This is a genomic window from Streptosporangium saharense (assembly GCF_014203715.1).
In the GTDB taxonomy this organism is placed as follows: domain Bacteria; phylum Actinomycetota; class Actinomycetes; order Streptosporangiales; family Streptosporangiaceae; genus Streptosporangium; species Streptosporangium saharense.
Genome location: NZ_JACHJP010000001.1, coordinates 204,515 through 227,141, shown reverse-complemented (window position 1 = coordinate 227,141; position 22,627 = coordinate 204,515). Strand labels below are relative to the sequence as shown.

Annotated in this window: 20 protein-coding genes and 2 pseudogenes; 14 read left to right on the top strand and 8 right to left on the bottom strand. The window is 69.8% G+C overall.

Annotated elements, in window-relative coordinates:
- Positions 1-102 precede the first annotated feature (102 nt).
- The 6 genes and pseudogenes from dnaK to FHS44_RS01045 all read left to right on the top strand — a co-directional run bounded on the left by dnaK (position 103) and on the right by FHS44_RS01045 (position 7,720).
- Positions 103-1,974, top strand: coding sequence for a molecular chaperone DnaK (gene dnaK, locus FHS44_RS01070; protein ID WP_184711959.1), 1,872 nt, complete (start codon positions 103-105; stop codon positions 1,972-1,974).
- A 25-nt stretch (positions 1,975-1,999) separates the two neighbouring features.
- Positions 2,000-2,593: a nucleotide exchange factor GrpE gene (gene grpE / locus FHS44_RS01065; protein WP_184711958.1), complete on the top strand. Its 594-nt coding sequence runs from the start codon at positions 2,000-2,002 to the stop codon at positions 2,591-2,593.
- 34 nt (positions 2,594-2,627) lie between these two features.
- Positions 2,628-3,824: a molecular chaperone DnaJ gene (dnaJ, locus tag FHS44_RS01060; RefSeq protein WP_184711957.1), complete on the top strand. Its 1,197-nt coding sequence runs from the start codon at positions 2,628-2,630 to the stop codon at positions 3,822-3,824.
- A gap of 2 nt (positions 3,825-3,826) precedes the next feature.
- Positions 3,827-4,079 (top strand): annotated as a pseudogene (locus tag FHS44_RS01055) (heat shock protein transcriptional repressor HspR); the annotation flags it as partial.
- Positions 4,080-4,257: 178 nt separating this feature from the next.
- Positions 4,258-6,843: an ATP-dependent chaperone ClpB gene (gene clpB, locus FHS44_RS01050; protein ID WP_184711955.1), complete on the top strand. Its 2,586-nt coding sequence runs from the start codon at positions 4,258-4,260 to the stop codon at positions 6,841-6,843.
- Positions 6,844-6,931: 88 nt separating this feature from the next.
- Positions 6,932-7,720, top strand: a complete 789-nt coding sequence (locus FHS44_RS01045) for a hypothetical protein (RefSeq protein WP_184711954.1) — start codon at positions 6,932-6,934, stop codon at positions 7,718-7,720.
- A 44-nt stretch (positions 7,721-7,764) separates the two neighbouring features.
- Here the strand turns inward: FHS44_RS01045 and FHS44_RS01040 are convergent, their stop codons facing one another.
- Positions 7,765-8,253 carry a hypothetical protein gene (locus FHS44_RS01040; protein ID WP_246435037.1) on the bottom strand — a complete coding sequence of 163 codons (489 nt, stop codon included), beginning with the start codon at positions 8,251-8,253 and terminating at the stop codon, positions 7,765-7,767.
- A gap of 220 nt (positions 8,254-8,473) precedes the next feature.
- Here FHS44_RS01040 and FHS44_RS01035 point away from each other — a divergent pair, with 220 nt between their 5' ends.
- Entirely contained in the window at positions 8,474-8,932 is a 459-nt protein-coding gene (locus FHS44_RS01035; RefSeq protein ID WP_184711952.1) for a hypothetical protein, read from the top strand.
- Here FHS44_RS01035 and FHS44_RS01030 read toward each other — a convergent pair.
- Positions 8,908-9,546 (bottom strand): TetR/AcrR family transcriptional regulator, encoded by a 639-nt coding sequence (locus FHS44_RS01030; RefSeq protein ID WP_184713377.1) that lies wholly within the window; start codon positions 9,544-9,546, stop codon positions 8,908-8,910. The two genes, FHS44_RS01035 and FHS44_RS01030, sit on opposite strands and share 25 nt — an antisense overlap.
- A gap of 105 nt (positions 9,547-9,651) precedes the next feature.
- A complete protein-coding gene (locus FHS44_RS01025; RefSeq protein ID WP_184711951.1) occupies positions 9,652-10,764 on the bottom strand; it encodes a CapA family protein in 1,113 nt (370 codons plus the stop codon).
- Positions 10,765-10,888: 124 nt separating this feature from the next.
- Between FHS44_RS01025 and FHS44_RS01020 the strand changes: the two genes are divergently transcribed.
- The 4 genes from FHS44_RS01020 (at position 10,889) to FHS44_RS01005 (ending at position 14,498) form a co-directional block, all read left to right on the top strand.
- Positions 10,889-11,308, top strand: coding sequence for a Fur family transcriptional regulator (locus tag FHS44_RS01020; RefSeq protein WP_184711950.1), 420 nt, complete (start codon positions 10,889-10,891; stop codon positions 11,306-11,308).
- Between the two features lie 21 nt (positions 11,309-11,329).
- On the top strand, positions 11,330-12,781 hold the full coding sequence (locus tag FHS44_RS01015; RefSeq protein WP_184711949.1) for a catalase: 1,452 nt from the start codon (positions 11,330-11,332) through the stop codon (positions 12,779-12,781).
- 205 nt (positions 12,782-12,986) lie between these two features.
- Complete coding sequence (locus FHS44_RS01010) at positions 12,987-13,541, top strand: HD domain-containing protein (RefSeq protein WP_221460416.1); 555 nt, start codon at positions 12,987-12,989, stop codon at positions 13,539-13,541.
- A 45-nt stretch (positions 13,542-13,586) separates the two neighbouring features.
- Complete coding sequence (locus tag FHS44_RS01005; RefSeq protein ID WP_312863492.1) at positions 13,587-14,498, top strand: Rieske 2Fe-2S domain-containing protein; 912 nt, start codon at positions 13,587-13,589, stop codon at positions 14,496-14,498.
- A 64-nt stretch (positions 14,499-14,562) separates the two neighbouring features.
- On the opposite strand, the gene FHS44_RS01000 is transcribed toward FHS44_RS01005, so the two are convergent.
- Positions 14,563-14,790 (bottom strand): DUF8836 family protein, encoded by a 228-nt coding sequence (locus FHS44_RS01000; RefSeq protein ID WP_184711947.1) that lies wholly within the window; start codon positions 14,788-14,790, stop codon positions 14,563-14,565.
- A 29-nt stretch (positions 14,791-14,819) separates the two neighbouring features.
- Entirely contained in the window at positions 14,820-15,575 is a 756-nt protein-coding gene (locus FHS44_RS00995; RefSeq protein ID WP_184711946.1) for a sulfite exporter TauE/SafE family protein, read from the bottom strand.
- 134 nt (positions 15,576-15,709) lie between these two features.
- Here FHS44_RS00995 and FHS44_RS00990 point away from each other — a divergent pair, with 134 nt between their 5' ends.
- On the top strand, positions 15,710-16,318 hold the full coding sequence (locus FHS44_RS00990; RefSeq protein WP_184711945.1) for a response regulator transcription factor: 609 nt from the start codon (positions 15,710-15,712) through the stop codon (positions 16,316-16,318).
- A 354-nt stretch (positions 16,319-16,672) separates the two neighbouring features.
- Here FHS44_RS00990 and FHS44_RS40540 read toward each other — a convergent pair.
- A pseudogene (locus tag FHS44_RS40540) lies at positions 16,673-16,915 on the bottom strand (histidine kinase dimerization/phosphoacceptor domain-containing protein); the annotation flags it as partial.
- Positions 16,916-18,075: 1,160 nt separating this feature from the next.
- On the opposite strand from FHS44_RS40540, the gene FHS44_RS00985 reads away from it, so the two are divergent.
- Positions 18,076-20,013: a serine hydrolase domain-containing protein gene (locus tag FHS44_RS00985; RefSeq protein WP_184711944.1), complete on the top strand. Its 1,938-nt coding sequence runs from the start codon at positions 18,076-18,078 to the stop codon at positions 20,011-20,013.
- Between the two features lie 16 nt (positions 20,014-20,029).
- Here the strand turns inward: FHS44_RS00985 and FHS44_RS00980 are convergent, their stop codons facing one another.
- Positions 20,030-20,953, bottom strand: coding sequence for an SPFH domain-containing protein (locus FHS44_RS00980; protein ID WP_184711943.1), 924 nt, complete (start codon positions 20,951-20,953; stop codon positions 20,030-20,032).
- A 93-nt stretch (positions 20,954-21,046) separates the two neighbouring features.
- A complete protein-coding gene (locus FHS44_RS00975) occupies positions 21,047-21,841 on the bottom strand; it encodes an ABC transporter ATP-binding protein (protein WP_184711942.1) in 795 nt (264 codons plus the stop codon).
- A 66-nt stretch (positions 21,842-21,907) separates the two neighbouring features.
- On the opposite strand from FHS44_RS00975, the gene FHS44_RS00970 reads away from it, so the two are divergent.
- Entirely contained in the window at positions 21,908-22,627 is a 720-nt protein-coding gene (locus tag FHS44_RS00970) for an Rv1486c family protein (protein WP_184711941.1), read from the top strand.

Genomic DNA, 22,627 nt, shown 5'->3' with positions numbered 1-22,627 from the left:
CGCTTCAGGGTTGAGCGGCATAGACTCAAGTCGTTTGACAAACGTCACTCGAAGCTCCACTATGAGTCTGACCCACTCAACTTTGACTACAAGGACGTACTCATGGCACGTGCGGTAGGTATCGACCTGGGGACGACCAACTCCGTCGTCTCGATTCTCGAAGGCGGTGAGCCCACGGTCATCGCCAACGCTCAGGGCTCGCGGACCACCCCGTCCGTGGTCGCCTTCGCGAAGAACGGCGAGGTCCTCGTCGGTGAGGTGGCCAAGCGCCAGGCCGTCACCAACGTCGACCGGACCATCCGCTCGGTCAAGCGCGAGATGGGCACCACCTGGTCTCAGGAGATCGACGGCAAGAAGTTCTCCCCGCAGCAGATCAGCGCCTTCGTCCTGCAGAAGCTCAAGCAGGACGCAGAGGCCTACCTGGGCGAGAAGATCACCGACGCGGTGATCACCGTTCCGGCCTACTTCAACGACGCCCAGCGTCAGGCCACCCAGGAGGCGGGCACCATCGCCGGCCTCAACGTGCTGCGCATCATCAACGAGCCGACCGCGGCCGCGCTCGCCTACGGCCTCGACAAGGAGAAGGACGAGACCATCCTCGTCTTCGACCTCGGCGGCGGCACCTTCGACGTGTCCCTGCTCGACGTCGGCCAGGAGGACGGCCACGGCTTCGTCGAGGTCAAGGCCACCAGCGGCGACAACCACCTCGGTGGTGACGACTGGGACCAGCGCGTCGTCGACGAGCTGGCCAACCGGTTCAAGAACGCCCACGGCGTGGACCTGACCAAGGACAAGATGGCCCTGCAGCGCCTGCGCGAGGCGGCGGAGAAGGCCAAGATCGAGCTGTCCAGCCAGTCCGAGACCTCGATCAACCTTCCCTACATCACGGCCTCGGCCGAGGGTCCGCTGCACCTGGACGAGAAGCTCACCCGGGCCGAGTTCCAGCGGCTGACCGCCGACCTCCTTGAGCGGTGCAAGGGCCCGTTCAACCAGGTCGTCAAGGACGCGGGCATCAAGGTCTCCGACATCGCCCACGTGGTCCTGGTCGGCGGCTCGACCCGTATGCCCGCGGTCGCGGAGCTGGTCAAGGAGCTGACCGGCGGCAAGGAGCCCAACAAGGGCGTCAACCCGGACGAGGTCGTGGCCATCGGCGCCGCCCTGCAGGCCGGTGTCCTCAAGGGCGAGGTCAAGGACGTCCTGCTGCTCGACGTGACCCCGCTTTCGCTGGGCATCGAGACCAAGGGCGGCATCTTCACCAAGATCATCGAGCGCAACACCACGATCCCCACCAAGCGCTCTGAGGTCTTCACCACGGCCGAGGACAACCAGCCGTCGGTGCAGATCCAGGTCTACCAGGGCGAGCGTGAGATCGCGGCCTACAACAAGAAGCTGGCCACCTTCGAGCTGACCGGCATCGCCCCGGCGCCGCGCGGCATCCCGCAGATCGAGGTCACCTTCGACATCGACGCCAACGGCATCGTCAACGTCTCCGCCAAGGACCTCGGCACCGGCAAGGAGCAGACGATGACCATCACCGGCGGCTCCGCGCTGCCGAAGGACGACATCGAGCGCATGATGCGCGAGGCCGAGTCCTACGCCGAGGAGGACAAGCGCCGTCGCGAGGAGGCCGAGACCCGCAACAACGCCGAGTCGCTGGTCTACCAGACCGAGAAGTTCCTCGGTGAGAACACCGACAAGGTCCCCGACGACATCAAGAACGAGGTCAACGAGGCTCTCGCCGAGCTGAAGAAGACCCTTGAGGGCACCGACTCGGCGGCGATCCGCACCTCCGCGGAGAAGCTCGCCACGGTCAGCCAGAAGATGGGTTCGGCCATCTACGCCCAGTCCCAGGCCTCAGAGGCCCAGGCGGGTGCGGCCGGTACGGCGGGCGCCGACGGTCAGAAGGCCGACGACGACGTGGTCGAGGCTGAGATCGTGGACGACGAGCCCAAGCGCGACAACGGCGCGAAGTGACGTCGGAGCCGAGGGGAGCAAGAGCGTGAGCACGCGTGAGAACGGTTCCGAGCAGGAGCCGGTGATCCGCGACAACCGCAAGATCGACCCCGAGACGGGGCAGGCGCGCGCGGCGGACAGGGAGACGGACAGGCAGGACGAGCAGGCCGCGGCGGTCTCCGACCTGGCCTCGGCCGAGCTGGCGACCCAGCTCGCCGAGCGCACCGCCGACCTGCAGCGTCTCCAGGCGGAGTACTCCAACTACCGCAAGCGGGTCGATCGGGACAGGACGACGATCAAGGAACAGGCCGTGGCCGGTGTGCTGACCGAGCTGCTGCCCGTTCTCGACGACATCGGCAGGGCACGCGACCACGGCGAGCTCACCGGCGGTTTCGCCAAGGTGAGCGAGTCTCTTGAGGCCGCGACGGGCAAGCTGGGATTGAGCGCCTTCGGAACCAAGGGTGAGCCCTTCGACCCGACGGTGCACGAGGCCCTCATGCACAGCTACTCCCCCGAAGTCACCGAGCCGACCTGCGTGGAGATCCTGCAGCCCGGTTACCGAATCGGCGACCGTGTGCTCCGCCCCGCGCGGGTCTCCGTCGCCGAGCCCGAAGAAGAGCCTGTCGCGAGCGACAGCTGAACCCCCCGTATCTGAGATCTGAAAAGGAACTGAGATGAGCACCAAGGACTACCTGGAGAAGGACTACTACGCCGTCCTTGGTGTGCCCAAGACCGCCACCGCCGAAGAGATCAAGAAGGCGTACCGGAAGCTGGCCAGGCAGTACCACCCGGACGCCAACCAGGGCAGCACGGAGACCGAGGCCAAGTTCAAGGAGGTCTCCGAGGCCTACGACATCCTGTCCGACACCAAGCGCCGCAAGGAGTACGACGAGGCGCGGACGCTGTTCGGATCGGGACTCGGCGGCTACGCGGGGACCGGGGGGGCCTCGCGGAGCGGGAGCGGTGGGTTCCCCTTCGACCTGGGAGACCTGTTCGGAGGCACCCACCAGGGCGGCACGGGCGGGGGTGGCATCGGCGACATCTTCGGCGGCATCTTCAACCGGGGCGGCGGCACGACCACCCGCGCCGGGGGGGCGACCACGAGGGCGCGGCGTGGCCAGGACATCGAGTCCGAGGTCACGCTCTCCTTCGGCGAGGCCGTCGAGGGGACCACGGTCTCGCTCCGTCTGACCAGTTCCTCGGCCTGTACGGCGTGCGCGGGCACGGGGGCCAAGGCCGGGACGACCCCGAGGGTCTGCCCGACCTGCGAGGGCACCGGGGCCGCCAGCAGGAACCTCGGCAACTTCGCCTTCTCCGAGCCCTGCCGCGACTGCAAGGGCAGGGGGCTGCTGGTCGACAACCCGTGCGAGGTCTGCGAGGGCAGCGGGCGGGGCAAGAGCACCCGCACGATCCAGGCGCGCATCCCGGCGGGGGTCGGCGACGGACAGCGCATCAAGATCAAGGCCAAGGGCGCGCCGGGCGAGAACGGCGGTCCCGCGGGCGACCTCTACGTCCAGATCCACGTCAAGCCGCATCCCGTCTTCGGCAGGACCGGCGAGAATCTGACGATCACGGTGCCCGTCACCTTCACCGAGGCGGCGCTCGGGGCCGAGATCAAGGTGCCGATCCTGAAGGGGCTGCCGGTCACGCTGCGCATCCCCGAGGGCACCCCCAACGGCCGCACCTTCCGGGTGCGGGGCAGGGGCGTGGCCCGCAAGGACGGCACGAAGGGCGACCTGCTCGTCACGGTCGAGGTCCTGGTGCCGCAACATCTGGAGGACAAGGCCAGGGGGGCCCTTGAGGACTTCCGTGAGGCGACGGCGGGTGGTGACCCGAGAGCCGAGCTCATCGAACTGGCCAGAAGCGAGTAGCCATGGACGCCAACTACTTCGACCTGTCTGACGACACCCCGGTCTACGTGATCTCGGTGGCGGCCCAGCTGTCGGGCCTCCACCCCCAGACCCTGCGCCAGTACGACCGTCTCGGCCTGGTCAGCCCGGGCCGTACGGCGGGGCGCGGTCGCCTGTACTCGACGCGCGACATCGTCATGCTGCGCGAGGTGCAACGGCTCTCCCAGGAGGAGGGCATCAACCTCGCGGGCATCAAGCGCATCCTGGCGCTGGAGACCGAGGCGCTCCGCCTGCGCGACGAGAACCACCGCCTGCGCGCGGAGATGGCCATGATCCGCGCCCTCATCCAGTACCAACTGCCACCCGCCTGACACTCCAACTCGAAGGCCGGGGGGACATCATCGCGCCGGCCCCACCGGCGCCGTAGCCGCCGAACGGAGCGAGGCAGACAACCATGGACTACAAGCTCACCCAGAAGAGCCAGGAGGCCCTCTCCTCAGCGATCAGGCGGGCGGCCGCCGAGGGCAACCCCGAGGTCGCCCCGGCCCACCTGTTCACCTCGCTGCTCGCCCAGACCGGGGGCACCGCCGTACCCCTGCTTGAGGCCGTTGGCGCCGACTGGAGGAAGCTGCGCACCGAGGCGGAGACGCAGCTGGCCGCCCTGCCCAAGGCGCAGGGATCGACCGTCAGCGCCCCGTCCAGCTCGCGGCAGCTGCTCACGGTGCTGAACACCGCCGCCCAGCGGGCCACCCAGCTTGAGGACCTGTACGTCTCGACCGAGCACCTCCTGGTCGGTCTGGCCGCGGACGGCGGCCCGATCGCCGAGCTGCTCAAGCGCAGCGGCGCGACCCCGAACGCCCTGCTCGACGCCTTCGAGAAGGTCCGCGGGCACGCCAGGGTGACCAGCGAGACGCCCGAGGACACCTACCAGGCGCTGGAGAAGTACGGCGTCGACCTGACCGAGCGGGCCAGGGCGGGCAAGCTGGACCCGGTGATCGGCCGTGACTCGGAGATCCGCAGGGTCATCCAGGTGCTCAGCCGCAGGACCAAGAACAACCCGGTGCTGATCGGCGAGCCCGGCGTCGGCAAGACCGCCGTGGTCGAGGGTCTGGCGCAGCGGATCGTCGCGGGCGACGTGCCCTCAAGCCTGCGTGACAAGCGCCTGGTCGCGCTCGACCTGGGCGCGATGGTCGCCGGGGCGAAGTACCGCGGTGAGTTCGAGGAGCGGCTCAAGGCCGTGCTCAGCGAGATCAAGGAGAGCGACGGACAGGTCGTCACCTTCATCGACGAGCTGCACACCATGGTCGGCGCGGGCGCCGCCGAGGGCGCGATGGACGCGGGCAACATGCTCAAGCCCATGCTGGCCAGGGGCGAGCTGCGGATGATCGGCGCGACGACGCTCGACGAGTACCGCGAGCGGATCGAGAAGGACCCCGCCCTCGAACGGCGTTTCCAGCAGGTCTACGTCGGCGAGCCGACTGTCGAGGACACCATCGCGATCCTGCGTGGTCTCAAGGGCCGCTACGAGGCCCACCACCAGGTGCAGATCGCCGACGGCGCGCTGGTGGCCGCCGCGGCGCTGTCCGACCGCTACATCACCTCGCGGTTCCTGCCGGACAAGGCGATCGACCTCGTGGACGAGGCAGCCTCCCGGCTGCGCATGGAGATCGACTCCCGTCCCGTGGAGATCGACCAGCTCCAGCGCAACGTGGACCGGATGAAGATGGAGGAGCTGGCGCTCGCCAAGGAGACCGACGAGAGCAGCCTGCAGCGTCTCGAACGGCTGCGCAGGGAGCTGGCCGACCGCCAGGAGGAGCTCAACGGCCTCGTCGGCCGCTGGGAGCGCGAGAAGGCGGGCCTGAACCGGGTCGGCGACCTGAAGAAGCAGCTCGACGAGGTGCGCGGCACCGCCGAGCGCGCCCAGCGCGACGGCGACTTCGAGGCCGCCTCCCGGCTGATGTACGCCGAGGTGCCCAGGCTTGAGGCCGAGCTGGCCGAGGCGACCGCCGCCTCCCAGCCCGAGGACCCGATGGTCAAGGAGGAGGTCGGCCCGGACGACATCGCCCAGGTCATCTCCTCGTGGACGGGCATCCCCGCGGGCCGGCTGCTCGAAGGCGAGAGCGCCAAGCTGCTGCGCATGGAGGAGGAGCTCGGCGCGCGCCTGATCGGCCAGCGCCAGGCCGTGCAGGCCGTCTCCGACGCCGTACGGCGCGCCCGCGCGGGCATCGCCGACCCCGACCGGCCGACCGGCAGCTTCCTGTTCCTCGGCCCGACCGGCGTCGGCAAGACCGAGCTGGCCAAGTCGCTGGCCGACTTCCTGTTCGACGACGAACGGGCCATGGTCCGCATCGACATGAGCGAGTACGGCGAGAAGCACAGTGTGGCGCGTCTCGTCGGCGCCCCTCCCGGCTACGTCGGCTACGAGGAGGGCGGCCAGCTCACCGAGGCCGTCAGGCGCAGGCCGTACGGTGTGGTGCTTCTTGACGAGGTCGAGAAGGCCCACCCGGAGGTCTTCGACATCCTGCTCCAGGTGCTCGACGACGGGCGGCTCACCGACGGGCAGGGCAGGACCGTCGACTTCCGCAACGTGATCCTGATCCTGACCTCCAACATCGGCTCACAGTTCCTGGTCGATCCGAGCCTGGACAGGGAGACCCAGCACAAGGCCGTGATGGACGCGGTCAGGGGCTCCTTCAAGCCGGAGTTCCTCAACCGGCTCGACGAGGTCATCCTGTTCGACGCGCTCGGCACCGAGGAGCTGTCGAAGATCGTCGATCTCCAGGTGGCCCACCTCGCCAGGCGCCTGGCCGACCGGAGGCTGACGCTGACGGTCACCCCCGCCGCCCGCGACTGGCTGGCGCTGACCGGCTACGACCCCCTGTACGGCGCGCGCCCGCTGCGTCGTCTGGTGCAGTCGGCGATCGGCGACACGCTGGCCAAAAAGGTGCTGGGCGGCGAGATCCAGGACGGTGACGAGGTTCTGGTCGATCTCGACGAGAAGGGGGACACCCTGGCCGTGGACTCGTCGGCAAGAGTTTGACCAGCATCGGACCAAACGCTCTCGGCGCCCGCCTCTTCCTGTTACTTTCAGCATTCTTCCGACAACCGAACGTAACAGGGAGACGAGCATGTCGAACGGGTCACGCAAGACCCGCGGGATCCTCGCGAGGGCGGTGCTCACCACCGCCCTCGTCGGCGGACTCGCGGCCGGATTCGGACTTCCGGCGGCCGCCTCGGCCTCGGCCTCGGTGGACGCGGTGGTGCCCTGCCTTCTGCAGGCACCCGGGGCCGCACCGACCGTCTGCGACGGAGCCAACGAGTATCTCGACGCGCAGCGGGACATCGTCGCCAACGGCTTCGCGGCCGGCAGGGCCCCGCTGCGGGTCGTGGACGAGGCCATGAAGCCCCAGACGGCGAACGCCCTCCGGTTCGCCGAGAGCATCTTCGGCGTGGTGAACGAGTTCGCCGCCGCCGAGGGCATCATGGATCCGAAGTACAGCAAGTTCGCCAGGAACGCCAACGAGTCCACCCACACCCAGTCCCAGCTCATCAGCGTCGCCGAGGGCGACTGGGCCGACCGTCTCGCGAACGCGCCCACCTACGGCGTGGCCGTCGGCGAGACGCGCAAGAACGTCACGGGCGGCTACCCGCAGTCCGCCTCGGTTCCCGCGCCGCCGGAGAGCTACGGCCGGGAGAACCCCTACGACCTGACGCCGCTGCCCCGTCCCGCCTCGGTGCGGGAGATCGGCGAGGAGCGTCCGCCCGCGGCCGAGCAGCCGCCGTACGCCCCGCCCTACGCCCAGCCGCCCGCGTCCCGGCCCTCGGCTCCGACGAGGCCGGCGAAGCCCGCGTCGAAGCCCCCGCTGTCCCCGCTGGGGATGCTGCTGCCGCTCCTGGGCCTGGGCGGCCTGGGATGACCCGTGGGCCGTGGCTCTCCCTGCGCGGGGACCACGGCCCGACCTCAGCGTGAGGCGTCGAGGAGAGCGTCCAGCTCGTCCTCGGGAAGCCCCAGATCCACCCTGATGCGATAGCGGGCCCGGAGCAGGGCCGTGTGCTCCCCGCTGTCCCGCACCGCCCTGTGCGCCCCTTCCGTGGCCCACAGATGCGCCTGCCGCAGATCGCCGTAGGCGACGAGCGTCTCGGCGACCGTGAGGGCCGTCGCGGCCGTCACCCCGCCCTCGCTCCTGATGGTCTCGATGACCTGCCGTGCCTCGTCCGGCCGTTCGAGCTCGAAGAGGGTGTCGGCGATGCCCGCCCTCGGATCGACGCTCACCTCCCCGCCGTCGTCGACGGCCCGCTGGAAGCAGACGAGGGCGTGGGCCGGCTGCCCGGCCTGCCGCCACTCCTCGGCGGCGAGCACCAGGATCGCGGCCCGCGAGATCTCCCCGGACACGTACTCCTCGGCCAGCGCTTCCAACCGCCGGGCGAGGTCTCCGTGATCGTCGGCCAAAAGTGCCTGCTCAAGCAACCGATCAAGTTGCCCACGTGTCACATGCGCCACATCGCGAGAGTAGCGAGCGGCGCTTGGTTTCGTCCGCACAACGGCAGGTATTCCTTCATCCACCAGTTGTAAACGATTGACTACCAAGCGCGTGTTTCGCCAGGAAAGCGGGCATATGGCAGGCGTCTCCTGCTCGTGGAGCGTTATGTTCGGAGGGGCTGCGATGGGCATGTCCAAGCAGACGACCTTCACTCTGACCTTCCTCGCGGGACTCTCCGTGATCGTTCCGGGGTGTGCCGGATACCTGTCCGCGAGGATGGACGCCGTCGAACGGGCGCACAGGGAGCTTGTCTCCCTGGAGAGCCGGATACGTCAGGAACAGCTCCTCACCGCACCGGTCTGGGCCCGCAACGAGACGGTCGCCGTGCCGGGCATGACGCCGTGCGACATCAAGCCGCGCCCGCAGGCGGGCAAGCGAGGGTCCGGGACGCTCGCCAGCGGCGTGGGGGCCGCCTCCGGAGCCCACGTGTCCGCCTCCGCGGAGACCTCCGAGGCCACCAAACGTGAGCAGCGGCGCAAGCAGCGGCAGGAGCGTCTGTGCGCGGCGACCCCTGAGAGGCCCGCGACCGACGCCCCCGCCGGCGGCTCGGTCACCGGTTCCTCTCAGGCGGAGGCCCCGGCGAACTGACGGTTCAGATAGCCCCTGATCAGGCGTTTCGCCTCGTCGACGATCTCGGGGGCGCCCTCGGGATCGCGCCGGAAGGCCAGCTTGAGCACCGCGTCCCCGGCCTCGACCGCGACGAGGATGGCCAGGTCGAGCTCCTCACTGTCGGCCAGGCCGTACTCCTGGAGCAGGAGGCCGCGCAGTCTGCCCGCGATCACCGTGTTGCTGTCGGAGACCCCGTCGAGCAGGTTGAGGCCGACGACGTCGCCGAAGTGCAGGACACGGAAACCTGGAACGGTCCTGTGCATGTCCACGTACTCGTCGATGATCGCGTCGACGGCGTCCCACCAGCCGCCGTAGTCCTCCGACAGGAAGCGCCTGCCGACGCGGGAGACGAACCGCTCGACATGGCGCCTGGTCACCGCCTGGGTGATGGCCCGCTTGTCGGGGAAGAACTGGTAGATCGAACCGATCGCGACACCCGCGCGTTCGGCGATCCTGGTGGTCGACAGCGCCTCGTATCCGATCTCGTCCAGCAGTTGGGCACAGGCGTCGAGCATCCTCTCGACACGGCGTGCGCTGCGCCGCTGGGACGGCTGGCGCCGCAGCGGAGCTTCACATGTCTCCTCGGCAGGCATGGTCACCCACCCATCTTGCCCGCCCGTCCCCCTTCCGGTCAGGTTCTCTCTGTCAATCGCATGATTTTCCCCGTACACCCCGTATGGGTGTTGTCAATCCCCGGATCAGCTCGGCCTCGGCGTCAGGCCCGTGCAGCCGCGCAGCGACTTCCAGCTCGCCAGCGCCTGCTGCCCGCTCGTCCCGGTCACCGGGACCGGCACTCCGCCCTGGATGGTCGCTGGGGTCCAGCGGTCCTTGAGCACCCTGCGCCCGTTGATCGTCAGGGTCAGGACGCCGGTCCTGCCGGTCTCCGGGCCCCAGTTGTAGAAGACGAAGTTGCCCATGCCGTAGTTGACGTAGCCCTTACCGAGGTAACCGCTGCCGAGCAGGATGTGCGCGTGGCCGCCGACCACGACGTCCGCGCCCGCCGCGACGAGCTTGGGGGCCAGGGCGCGCTGGGCCTCGTTCGGGCATTTCTGCAGCTCGGTGCCCCAGTGCAGGTGGACGATCACGGTGTCGGAGTTCCTGCGTGCCCTGCGCACCTCCTGCAGCAGCCGTGCCTCGTTCTTGGCGGAGGCCAGGCCGCCCTGCCTGTCGGTGGCGGTCCACGCCTGGATGAACTCGGAGTCGAGCACCTGGGTGGCGCCGATGATGGCCACCCGGTTGCCGTTCACCGTGGTCCGCCACGGCTTGTAGGCCTCGTCGGCGTTCCTGCCGATGCCAACGACGGGGAACTTGGAACGTTTGATCGCGGCCAGCGTGTCGGTCAAACCGCTCTGCATGTAGTCCATGCCGTGGTTGTTGGCCATGGACGCCACATCGACCCCCGCGGCCCGCAGCGCGGTCAGCGCGCTGGCCGGGGCACGGAAGGTGTACTGCTTGCCGGGCGCGGGGGTCCCGCCCGTGGTGATCGCGGTCTCCAGGTTCACCATCGCCAGGTCGGCGGCGCCGAGCACCTTGGCGATCGGGCCGAGCGCGGTCCTCGGGTTGGCGTTGAGCCTGGTGCGCAGCACCCCCTCGAAGTGCACGTCTCCCCCGAAGGAGATGGTGTACGGCCCGCGCTCGGGCTCGGCCGTCGGATCGGCCGCGGGAGAGGAGGCCGGTTTCTCGACGACGTCGGGTGTGCTGCCGGCGGATCCCGGGGTGGCTGACTCGGCCGCCGAGCAGGCCGTACCGATGAGGGCGAAGGCGGAGGCGACCGCGGCCACGGCGAGGCGGCGGGGGATATACGTGTCCATCGCTATCCGAGGATGCCACCCCGTCGTCTCGATGGGGAACAGGCAGGCCGTGATGACTCGAAGCAGACAAAATGGAATGCGTCAATTGGTTGAATCATTCCGGTTTAGTACATAGCGTGGGGACATGGAGGACGAAGACCGGCTTCGACAGGCGGGCCTACGGGTGACCGCGGCACGTCTGGCGATCATGCAGACCGTACGGGAGGGCGACCACCTCGACGTGGAAGCCGTCCACCGTGGCGTACGGGAGCGAGTGGGTCATGTCTCCCTGCAAGCCGTTTACGACTCCCTTCACGCGTTGCATCGCGAGGGGCTCCTGCGCCGGATCGAACCGGCCGGCAGCCCCGCCCGATACGAGACGCGGGTCGGTGACAACCATCACCACCTCGTCTGCAGGCGGTGCGGGCGGGTCGCCGACGTTGACTGCGCTGTCGGACACGCCCCGTGCCTCGACCCCGCCTCGAACGCCGGATACCTGGTCGACGAGGCGGACGTCATCTATTGGGGCGTGTGTCCCGAGTGTCGTTCCGAAGATGCTCGATGAAGAGAACCCGGAGGACCGATCATGAGCACCAGGCCCACAACCACGACCGATGCCGGAATTCCCGCCCCCAGTGACGAGCACTCCCAGTCCGTCGGACCGAATGGGCCCCTGCTGCTGCAGGACCACTACCTGATCCAGAAGATGGCCCACTTCAACCGGGAACGCGTTCCCGAGCGGGTGGTCCACGCCAAGGGTGGTGGCGCCCACGGCATCCTTCAGATCACCGAGGACGTCAGCCAGTACACCAAGGCCGGACTGTTCCAGAAGGGCAAGGAGACCCCGCTCTTCCTGCGCTTCTCCTCGGTCGCCGGGGAACTCGGCAGCCCCGACACCCAGCGTGACCCGCGTGGCTTCGCGATCAAGTTCTATACCGAAGAGGGCAACTACGACATCGTCGGCAACAACACGCCGATCTTCTTCATTCGCGACCCGCAGAAGTTCTCCGACTTCATCCACAGCCAGAAGCGCCGCGCGGACACCAACCTCCGCGACCACAACATCCAGTGGGACTTCTGGACGCTCTCCCCGGAGAGCGCCCACCAGGTCACCTTCCTGATGACCGACCGGGGCACCCCGGCCTCCTGGCGGCACATGCACGGCTTCGGCTCGCACACGTTCCTGTGGTACAACGCGGCCGGTGAGAAGTTCTGGATCAAGTACCACTTCAAGACCGACCAGGGCATCAAGAACCTCACCGACGCCGAGGCGGGCGCGATCATCGCGCAGGACGCCGACCACCACATCCGCGACCTGCAGACGGCGATCAGGAACGGCGACCATCCGTCCTGGACGGTCAACGTCCAGGTCATGCCGTTCGAGGACGCCGCCGACTACCGGTTCAACCCGTTCGACCTGACCAAGGTGTGGCCGCACTCCGACTACCCCGAGATCACGATCGGCAAGTTCGTGCTGAACCGGAACCCGGAGAACTACTTCGCCGAGGTCGAGCAGTCGAGCTTCGAGCCCGCCAACCTCGTCCCCGGCATCGGCGCCTCCCCGGACAAGATGCTCCAGGGGCGGCTGTTCTCCTACCCGGACGCCCACCGCTACCGCATCGGCACCAACTACCTGCAGTTGCCGATCAACCGGCCGCTCTCGCCCGTCCACAGCTACAACAAGGACGGCCAGATGGCCTTCGTCAACCCGGCCGACCCGGTCTACGCCCCCAACACCGCCGGCGGCCCCGTGGCCGACCCGGAGCTGTTCAGGGGCGAGGACTACCACGTCAGCGGTGAGATCATCCGTTCGGCCTACACCCTGCACCGCGAGGACGACGACTACGTCCAGCCGCGCGCGCTGTGGGAGAACGTGCTGTCCGAGACCGACCGCTCCCACCTGGTGAGCAACGTCGTCGGCCACGCCTCGGCCCCCGAGGTGACGGCCGAGACGAAGAAGCGGGTCGTCGAGTACTGGACCAACATCCACAAGGACCTGGGCCAGGGCGTCGCCCAGGGACTCGGCATCAGCGAGTGACGGCGCGGGGGCCCGTGCGCGAAACACGGGCCCCACCGCCTTTTCGTACGGCCTGGCCGTACCCCCTGTTCAGCGGGGTGGTCGTCACGCCAGGTCCCGTACGTTCACCTGACCGTTCGATAAACGGGGATCGGCGCGCACTAGGCTTGCGCGGGTGACCACCCCTCCAGAACAGGATCGCCTCCACGCCCAGCTCACCTTCGCCATGGAGATCGACAAGCTCAGACGCATCGTGCGCCGCAACACCCTCATGGACGGGTCGCGGCGGGAGAACGACGCCGAGCACTCGTGGTACGTCGGGATGCTGGCCATGATCATGGCCGAGCACGCCCCACCGGGCACCGACACCGACAAGGTCGTCGCGATGCTCCTCGTCCACGACATCGTCGAGATCGACGCCGGAGACACCTTCATCTACGACGCCGGGGCCGTAGAGGCGCAGCTCGGCATCGAGCGCAAGGCCGCCGACCGCATCTTCGGCCTGCTCCCCGACGACCAGGCGAAGCGGCTGCGCGCGCTGTGGGACGAGTTCGAGGAGCGCGCCACCCCGGAGGCGAAGTTCGCCAAGGCGCTCGACAGGATCGCGCCGATCCTCGCCAACCATCACAACGACGGCGGCACCTGGTCGCTGTACAAGGTGACGGCCGAACAGGTCCTGGAGAAGGTGAAGATCATCGAGGAGGGGTCGCCGACACTCGGCACCTACGCCAAGGAGATCATCGAGCTGTCCGTCAGCCGGGGGCACCTGGCGCGTGCGTGACATGGTTCCCGGGTAGGTCCCTACTGGGTTGAGAAGGGGGCGATCGTGAAGGAATCAGTCAAAACGAACCGCCGTAGTCTCCGGCATCTCGTACCCCCGGTCGACATCGCGGGCCGCATCGAGCGATCGGAGCGGATGGACAGGCCCATCCGGGTCCTGGCCAAGGCCGTACGGCAGCGCATCGGCCCGGGGCGGCTGCGTGACCTGCTGCACGGGGTGCCGACGGGCAAGCCACTCCATCCTCCGCTCACCGATCTCAGCCTGGGCTGCTGGCTGGCGACCGCGGTGCTCGACCTGGCGGGTGCCGACCCCCGCGCGGCGCGGGCGGTGCTCGCCACGGGCATCGCGGGGGCCATCCCCACCGCCGCCTCGGGGATCACCGACTGGTCGGCACTCCACCGGGAGCAGCAGCGGGTCGGGTTCGTGCACGCCATCGCCAACGTCGCCGCCCTGGGGCTCTACGTGGGCTCCCTGGCCTTCCGGATCGCCGGGCACGACAGGCGCGGCAAGCTGCTGGCGTTCGCGGGCCTGGGCGCGGCGGGCGCGGGCGGCTACCTCGGGGGGCACCTGGCCTACCGGCAGGCGGCGGGCTCCAACCACGCCGAGTCGGTAACCCACCTCGTCCCGCTCGGCTGGCACGACCTGTGCGAGCTGAAGGACCTGCCGGAGGGGCGGCCCGTGGCCAGGCGCCTCGGCTACATCGACCTGTTCGTGCTGCGGGTCGGCGAGGGGGTCACCGTGCTCGCCGACCACTGCTCCCACCTGGCCGGGCCGCTGCACCAGGGGCAGCTCGTCTCCGACCAGGGGACGGTCTGCGTGGTATGCCCGTGGCACGGCAGCGCCTTCCGCCTCACGGACGGCACGGTCGCCCACGGGCCCGCCACGGCGCCGCAGCCGTACTTCGAGACCAGGATCCGCCGTGACGGCGTGCTCCAGGTCCGCCCCGCCCCGATCTAACCGGTTTATATGGATTTGTACGGCCACGCCGGGCCGTCCCGCGCTGGGGCGGCCCGGCGGTCGGTCAGGCCGCCGCGTCCTCCGCCGGATGCTCGACCAGGGCGAGGATCCTGCTGGACATGAAGCGGGCGGTGCGCACCGCCGTACCGCTTCGGGTGACCTCACTCACCTCGACCACGCCACCCCGGCTGTTGGTCACCTCGACCCGACGGCCCGCACGGGTGGCGACGACTTCGTAGGTACGCGAACTGTCGCCCGCGTCGATAACGATCTCTACCCGGTCGCCTTTCATGCCTGATTCATGCCCGTTGACAGGGGAATTTAGGCATATATCAGCTTGACCATCGCCACGACGCCGACGCAGACGATGATCCCCCGCAGCACCGACGCGGGCAGCTTCCTGCCGAACCTCGCGCCGAAGAAACCGCCGATCGTGGAGCCGAGCGCGACCAGCGCCACGGCCCGCCAGTCCACCTCGGCGACCACGACGAACAGCAGGGCCGCGGTCCCGTTGACCAGCAGCGCCAGCACGTTCTTCGCGGCGTTGACCCGCTGCAGGTCCTCGTCGAGAACGCTGCCGAGCAGCCCGATGAGCAGCACCCCCTGGGCCGCGCCGAAGTAGCCGCCGTAGGCCCCGGCGCCCAGCACCCCCAGCCACAGCCACGGGCCGCCGTGCGGGTGGGCGGTCTCACGCCGGGCGGCGAGCCACCTGTTGAGCCTGGGCTGGATGACCACCAGCACGCACGACAGGCCGATCAGGATCGGGACCACCACGTTGAACGTCTTGGCGGGCAGGGAGAGCAGCAGCAGGCCGCCGATGAGCGAGCCGATGACCGAGCCGATCCCGAGCCTGACCAGCCGGGACCGCTGGCCCTCCAGCTCCGCCCGGTAGCCGAGCACGCTGGTCATCGACCCCGGCACCAGCCCGATGTTGTTGGAGACGTTCGCGACGACCGGCGGTATCCCCACCGCGACCATCGTCGGAAACGTGATCAGCGACCCCGAGCCGACGACGGCGTTGATGCCCCCGGCCCCGACTCCGGCCGCGAAGATCGCGACCGCCTCCCACAGCGTCATGCCTCTCCCTCGCTCGTACGGCTCGCGCCCGTAACCGGTGCACGGCCTTACCGGATGGTAAGTGGGGAGCGCTCCCCGCCAGGCGGCGGGGTACCGGGATCATTAGGACAAAGAGCGCATGACAAGGGGTGGCCGTGATCAGGGTTCTGCTGGCCGAGGACATGCACCTCATCAGGGGGGCGCTGGCCGCGCTGATCGAGCTTGAGGACGACATGCGGGTCGTCGGGGAGGTGGCGACCGGACGGGAGGCGGTCACGCTGGGGCTCGAACTCCGCCCCGAGGTGGTGGTGCTGGACATCCAGCTACCCGGCGAGCTGGACGGACTCGACGCGGCCGGGGAGCTGCGGGCGCGGGCGCCGGAGTGCGGGCTGCTCATGCTGACCTCAGCGGGCAGGCCCGAGACCCTGCGCAGGGCGCTGGAGATCGGGGCACGCGGTTTCATGCTGAAGGACGCGCCGCCCGCCCGGCTGGCCGAGGCGATCCGGCGGGTCAGCGCGGGCGAGACCGTCGTCGATCCCGGCCTGGCCGCCGCCGCCATCACCGGGCGGCCGAACCCGCTGAGCCCGCGCGAGGCCGAGGTGCTGCGCCGGGCCGGTGAGGGCGCCGACCTGGCCGAGATCGCGGCCGAGCTGTTCCTGAGCAGGGGGACCGTACGCAACTACCTCGGGGCGATCGTCACCAAGCTGGACGCGCGCAACCGGCTCGACGCCGTCCGCATCGCCGCCGAGAACGGCTGGATATAGCGCCCTCAGCCGATACTCGCCGCCGTCACGCCCGGCGGTCAGCGTGCCTCCCACCGCGGTGACCCGCGCGACGAGGTTGGCCGTGCCGCTGCCCGATCCTTTCGCATGGTGAGCGCCGTCGTTGACGACGAGCAGCCCGTCCCGGGTGATCTCGATGCGGCAGCGGGTGGCGTCGCTGTGCCGCAGCACGTTGGTGACGGCCTCGCGCAGGACGATCGCCAGCAGCGCGTCGTCCCTGTCCGACTCCCGGCGCACGGTGACCTCGACGCCCGCCGCCAGGAGGACCGCGCGGGCCGAGTCGACCTCCGCGGCCAGCGAGAGCCGGGGATCGGGCTCGGCCGGGATGGCCCGCAGCGCGGCCAGCGACCGGCGGGCGATGGCGGCGATCTCCCCGAGCTGCCCCCGCGCGTCCTCCTCTCCCGCCCGTACGGCGAGCTCGGCCTTGACCGTGATCGCGGAGAGCCCGTATCCAAGCAGGTCGTGGACGTCACGGGAGATGCGCCTGCGCTCGTCGGCCACGGCCAGCGCCGCCAGTGCCCGCTGCGCCTGCCTCGCCTGCAGGACCAGCGACGTCTGTACGGCCAGCCCGTGGAACATGGCCGCGACGGCGACCGCGTTGAACGTCCAGTACAGGTTGTCCGCCGGAGCCTCGCCCCGTACGGCCAGCACGACCGCGAGCGCGGCCACGACCACCCCGGCCAGCGGCCACCAGGCCCGCCCGAGGACCAGGAACCCGGCCGCGGCGAACCCGGCGAGCTGCGGATAGGCCTGCCCGGGAAGCAGGAGCGTGACGGCCGTGAGCAGGAGCAGCGGGCAGGCCGTCCAGACGACGTGCCGGGGGCGCGCGCCGTACGGGCGGGGCAGGGCGTGATAGAGGTTCAGCCCGAGGATCCCCGCGGCGACCAGCGCGAGCACCGGGCGTCCCCCGAGGTAGATCAGCGAGGTCACGAGGTATCCGGCGTGCACCACGACCAGGATCGGCAGCGCGAGCCTGGGCATGAGATCCGGCTCCGGGCCCTGTTCGGCCGCTACCGGGACGGCACGGGCCCGCGCCGCCGTCGCCCGGGAGATCTCGGCGATCCGCACCGCCTCTTCACGTCCGGCGGCCTCGCCGCGTCCGGCAGTCTCGCCGCGTCCGGCAGTCTCGCCGCGTCCGGCGGCCTCCCCACGTCCGGCGAGGGTGGCGATCGTGGACAGGGCGCCTCCGAGGACGGACTCCAGCTCTCGGGCGGCCCGGGAGCGCTCCGCGGCGACCGACCCGGCGGCCAGTTCCGCGCGGGCGGCCTGGAGGGCGGCACGCGTGTCGCCGAGCCGGGTCACGCCGTACAGGACGAGCCCCTGGCATGCGGCGTTCAGCGCCGCGAGCGTGATCTCGAACGGCGTCGTGGGCGCCAGCAGGGCCGCCGCGACGACCACCGAGGCGAACAGGCACCAACGGGCCGTCCCGCGCAGGAGGAGCAGCGCCGACGCCGCGACCATGCCCGCCGCGGCGGGTCCCGCCCAGGGCAGCAGGAGGACCTGGACGGCCAGTGACCAGCGGCCGCGCCACGGCGTCAGGCAGTGCAGCACCTGCAGGGCCACGACGAGGGCGAACGGCGCGCTCGGCACCGGGTGGAGCGGATCGAACGCGGCGCCGACGAGGACCACCAGAACGATCAGCACTTTATGCACCATATGCCCTGATCGTGCATTCTCCATGTCGAACTCGGGTGCCGGACACTGATGCCGGGACAGGCCGCGACGGCACGCTGACGACCATGAAGAGAGCCACAACCGCCCTCCTCGCCTCCGTGGCCGTCCTCCTCACCTCCCACACCGCCCAGGCGGCAGCCCAGGATCGGCCAGGCGGCCCCAGCGCGACCGTTGACCACCTCGGCACCACCCAGGCGACAGCCCAAGGCCAGGAAGGCGACCTCGGCGCCACTCAGGATCGGGCCGACGACCTCGGCACCGCCCTCGATCGTCTCGTGCCGGACATGCTCTCCAGGGACAAAATCCCCGGTGCCGCCGTCGTCGTCGTGGAGGGCGGCAGGACGGTGCTCAGCAGGGGGTACGGCCTGGCCGACACGGTCTCGGGTCGTCCCGTCGATGCCACGACGCCCTTCCTCACGGGTTCGCTGGCCAAGGTCTTCACCGCCGAGGCCGTACTGCGCCTGGTCAGGCAGGGAAAGCTCGACCTGCATACTGACGTCAACCGCTACCTGACCTCGTTCAGGATCGAGGACACCTGGCCGGGCCGCCCGGTGACCCTGGAGAACCTGCTCACCTACACCGCGGGCTTCGACGAGGACCTCGTCGGCCTCGCGGAGGAGGACCCGGCGACGCTGCCCTCCCTCGCCGAGAGCCTCAGGGACCGCCAGCCGCCCCGGGTACGGCCCCCGGGCACCGTGACCGCCTACGACAACTACGCCCTCGCCCTGGCGGGCCACCTCGTGGAGATCGTCTCCGGCGAGCCGTACGCCCACCATGTCGCGGAGCACGTCTTCGCCGCGCACCGGATGACCGGTTCGACCGCGGCCCTGCCGCACCCCGCGGCGGTCGGAAAGCGGCTCGCCCGGGGCTACCGGCCCGAGGGTGACGGCTACGTCGAGCAGAAAGGCCAGTACGCCCCCTGGACGCCCTCGGGGACCGGCCCCGCCGTCACCCCCGCCGACATGGCGAACTACATGATCGACCAGTTGGGGGACGACCCCGTCTCCCGGTTGATGCGTGAACGGCACTTCACCGCCGACGAGCGTATGCCCGGCATGGGCTACGTCCTTGAGGAACGCCCCCGGGGCGGCAGGAGGCTCCTCTACAAGGACGGCGACGTCCCCGGCTACCACAACGCGATGGCTCTCATGCCCGACCAGGGGTTCGGCGTCTACGTCGTCCTCAACGGCGACGGCGTCTCGGGGGTGGGCGCCTGGGACGCGCAGCGGCTCCTCGGTCAGATCGTCGATCTGCGCTTCCCCACGCCCGCCGCCCCCGCGTTCACGCCGCTCGTCACGGACGTCTCACGCCACGCGGGCTCCTACCGCTCCGCCCGCACCAGCCACACCACCCTGACGAAGGTCGCCACCCTGTTCTCCACCCCGTCCGTCACCGCCAACCCCGACGGGACCCTCACCACGACCGGGCTGTCCCCCGACCCGGAAAGGCCGGTCCAGCACTGGGTCCAGACCGCTCCGGGCCTCTTCGCCGAACGCGGCGGCCAGGCCCGGATCTCCTTCCCCCGGGACGGCGTCCTCGTCTCCTCCGCCCTTCCCGCCGAGGTCTACGAGCGGATCGCGTGGTACGAGGCCCCCGGCCTGGCCCTGCCGCTCTTCGCGACCGGCGCCCTGGCCCTCCTGCTGGCCGTTCTCGTTCTTCCCCTGATCGCCGCCATCCGCCGCCCGCGAGAAGCACGGCTGGCCGTCCTCACCGCCTGGATCTGCGCGGCTCTGACCACGGTCTTCCTCGCCGGGTTCGGCCTGCTGATGGCCGATCCCAACGTCCTCATGGCCGACCTTCCGCTGAACCCCCCGCGCCTTGCCGTACTGCCCGTCCTGGCCACCCTCGCGCTGGTCTTCGCCGTACCGATGGTCCCGGCGACGGTGCTGGCCTGGCGGGCCCGCTGGTGGGGGCCGTCCGCCCGGATCGCCTACACCCTGCTCACCCTGGCCACGGCCGCCTTCTTCGCGGTCGCCCTCGTCTACCGCCTGCTGCCGCCGTGAGCCACCCGGGCGGGCGTCAGCCGCTCTCCTCGGCGGTCTTCTTCTCCCTGACCGTGAACAGGCCGCCGAGGTTCTCCACGGCCTTGGCCATTTCGGATGGAACGATCCAAACCTTGTTGGCGTCGCCCTTCGCGATCTCGGGCAGGGTCCTGAGGTACTGGTAGGCCAGGAGTCGCTGGTCGGGCTTGCCGTCGTGGATCGCGCGGAAGACCATGCCGATCGCGTCCGCCTCCCCCTTGGCCCGCACCGCCTTGGCCTCGGCGTCGGCCTGCGCCCTGAGCACCACGGCCTCCGCCTCGCCCCGCGCCTTGAGCACCGCGGCCTGCTTGTGCCCCTCGGCGCTGAGGATGGCCGCCTGCTTCTGGCCGTCGGCCGCGAGCAGGGCTGCCTTCCTGTCCCTGTCGGCGCGGATCTGGCGCTCCATCGACTCCTGGATCTCGGCGGAGGGCTGGATGGCCTTGAGCCTGACCCTGCCGATCCTGATCCCCCAGCCGCCCGCGCCGTCGAGTGCGGCGCGCAGTTCGGTGTTGATCTCCTCGCGGGAGGCGAGCACCTGTTCGAGCTCCATGCCGCCGATCACGTTACGCAGCGTGGTCACGGTGAGCTGCTCGATGCCGACCAGGAAGTCGGCGATCTCGTAGGTCGCGGCCTTGGGGTCCGCGACGCGCAGGTGCACGACCGTGTCCACGGAGACGATGAGGTTGTCCGAGGTCACCACGGGCTGCGGCGGGAAGGAGACGACCTGTTCACGCAGGTCGATCGTGCGCTTGAGGCGATCGACGAAGGGGACCACGAAGTTCAGGCCCGGGGAGAGTGTCCGGTGGTAGCGCCCGAGGCGCTCCACGACCCCCGCGGTGGCCTGAGGAACGATATGAATCGCCCGAAAAAGGATGAAGCCAACGACGGCCACCGCGACGAGCGCGGCAAGAAGCGTTTCCATGAGCCACTCCGGACGGTCGAGTCAAGTGGATCTCTCTCGCTCGGAATGGTATTTGGTTTTCTCGTTACCGACCCCTGAACAGCGTAAACAAGCTCAGAACTGGTAGGCGCGGGCATACCACCGGTCATCGCGCCCGCGTTCCAGGGTCAGCGGGACGGCGAAGGTGCGCGAGAGGTTCTCGGCGGTCATCACCTGGTCGATGGGCCCCTGCGCGACGACGGAGCCATGCCGCAGCAGCAGCGCGTGGGTGAAGCCGCTCGGCACCTCCTCGACGTGGTGGGTGACCAGCACCATGGTCGGCGCCTTCGGGTCGTTGGCCAGCGTGGAGAGACGGCGGACCAGGTCCTCCCTGCCGCCGAGGTCCAGGCCCGCGGCGGGCTCGTCGAGCAGCAGCAGCTCGGGGTCGGGCATGAGCGCCCTGGCGATCTGCACCCTCTTGCGCTCACCCTCGGACAGCGTGTTGAACCGGCGCCTGATCAGGTGGGCGCAGCCGAGCTGGTCGATCAGCTCGACGGCCCTGGTGACGTCGTTGGAGTCGTACTCCTCCGTCCAGCGCCCGAGGATCGCGTACGACGCGGTGAGAACGAGGTCGATGACCTTCTCGTCCGGCGGGACCTTCTCGGCGAGCGCGGCGCTCGCGATGCCGATCCTGGGCCGCAGGTCGAACACGTCCGTCTGACCGAGCCGTTCCCCAAGGATCTCGACGACGCCCTCGGCCGGGAACAGCATCGTCCCCGCGACCTGCAGCAGCGTCGTCTTGCCCGCGCCGTTGGGACCGATGACGACCCACCGCTCGTCCTCGTGAACGGTCCAGTCGATGTCCCGCAGCAGGGCCGCACCGTCCCTGCGGACGGTGACGTCCTGTAGCCGAAGCACCTGACCGCCCATCCCTTACGCCTCCTTGAGTATCGCTCGAACAAAACCTATTGCAGGGCGAGCGCATATCGTGGATCGGTGCACCCTGATTCACAGATCTCGGCCACCTTGGTCTGCTGGGGCAACGCCTGGCTCACCGGACAGGTCGGCCTCGACGAGGCCGCCGACCGTGTGGAACGGCAGGCGGGCCCCCAACTCGTCGCTGAGGAGACGGGCGACGTTTCCCTGCGCGGCTTCCTCGCCGACCTGAGGGTCGAGGGGATGCGTTCGCTGCGCCTGGCGCTTCCCGTGGCGGGCGACCCGCTCGGACTCACCGGACCGCCCTCCTTCAACTCCGCGGCGATCGAGGCCGGGCAGGCGGCGATAGCCGTTTTCCCCGGAAGATGCCTGGGCTTGGTCCCCGCACGGGACCGCCGCGGCTCATCGTACGCCGGGGTGCGCTGGAGCGTGCTCGCGGCCAGCGTTAACATTCCGGACATTCCTTCCCTCGCGGAGGCGGAGCACGCCCTGACCATGGCGATGCGCGACGCCACGGACGCGCTGACGGGCGTCGGGGGGCCCGCCCAGGGGCACCGGCGGGCGCAGACCCTCGACGACGGCCTGGCGCCCGGCTACCCCGCCCGCGCCCACCGCGTCGCCGCCCTGGCCGCCCGGCTCACCGCGGTGCTCAGGATCGCCGACGAGCGGGGCCTCACCTCGGGCCAGGTCGCGGTCAGGAGCCAGGCGCTGCGTGCCCTCGACCGTGCCGTACGGCGGGCCCGCGTGGCCGCCCACCACGCCATCTCCGAGCTGGTCTGA

Excerpts from the sequence above, each read along its gene's own strand:
- FHS44_RS00975 (WP_184711942.1), bottom strand. The coding sequence starts at position 21,841 with ATGGGCGGTCAGGTGCTTCGGCTACAGGACGTCACCGTCCGCAGGGAC.
- dnaK (WP_184711959.1), top strand. The coding sequence starts at position 103 with ATGGCACGTGCGGTAGGTATCGACCTGGGGACGACCAACTCCGTCGTC.
- FHS44_RS01020 (WP_184711950.1), top strand. The coding sequence starts at position 10,889 with ATGGAGGACGAAGACCGGCTTCGACAGGCGGGCCTACGGGTGACCGCG.
- dnaJ (WP_184711957.1), top strand. The coding sequence starts at position 2,628 with ATGAGCACCAAGGACTACCTGGAGAAGGACTACTACGCCGTCCTTGGT.
- FHS44_RS01030 (WP_184713377.1), bottom strand. The coding sequence starts at position 9,546 with ATGCCTGCCGAGGAGACATGTGAAGCTCCGCTGCGGCGCCAGCCGTCC.
- FHS44_RS01035 (WP_184711952.1), top strand. The coding sequence starts at position 8,474 with ATGTCCAAGCAGACGACCTTCACTCTGACCTTCCTCGCGGGACTCTCC.
- FHS44_RS00980 (WP_184711943.1), bottom strand. The coding sequence starts at position 20,953 with ATGGAAACGCTTCTTGCCGCGCTCGTCGCGGTGGCCGTCGTTGGCTTC.
- FHS44_RS01015 (WP_184711949.1), top strand. The coding sequence starts at position 11,330 with ATGAGCACCAGGCCCACAACCACGACCGATGCCGGAATTCCCGCCCCC.
- FHS44_RS00995 (WP_184711946.1), bottom strand. The coding sequence starts at position 15,575 with ATGACGCTGTGGGAGGCGGTCGCGATCTTCGCGGCCGGAGTCGGGGCC.
- FHS44_RS01010 (WP_221460416.1), top strand. The coding sequence starts at position 12,987 with ATGGAGATCGACAAGCTCAGACGCATCGTGCGCCGCAACACCCTCATG.
- FHS44_RS01045 (WP_184711954.1), top strand. The coding sequence starts at position 6,932 with ATGTCGAACGGGTCACGCAAGACCCGCGGGATCCTCGCGAGGGCGGTG.
- FHS44_RS00985 (WP_184711944.1), top strand. The coding sequence starts at position 18,076 with ATGAAGAGAGCCACAACCGCCCTCCTCGCCTCCGTGGCCGTCCTCCTC.
- clpB (WP_184711955.1), top strand. The coding sequence starts at position 4,258 with ATGGACTACAAGCTCACCCAGAAGAGCCAGGAGGCCCTCTCCTCAGCG.
- FHS44_RS01000 (WP_184711947.1), bottom strand. The coding sequence starts at position 14,790 with ATGAAAGGCGACCGGGTAGAGATCGTTATCGACGCGGGCGACAGTTCG.
- FHS44_RS01025 (WP_184711951.1), bottom strand. The coding sequence starts at position 10,764 with ATGGACACGTATATCCCCCGCCGCCTCGCCGTGGCCGCGGTCGCCTCC.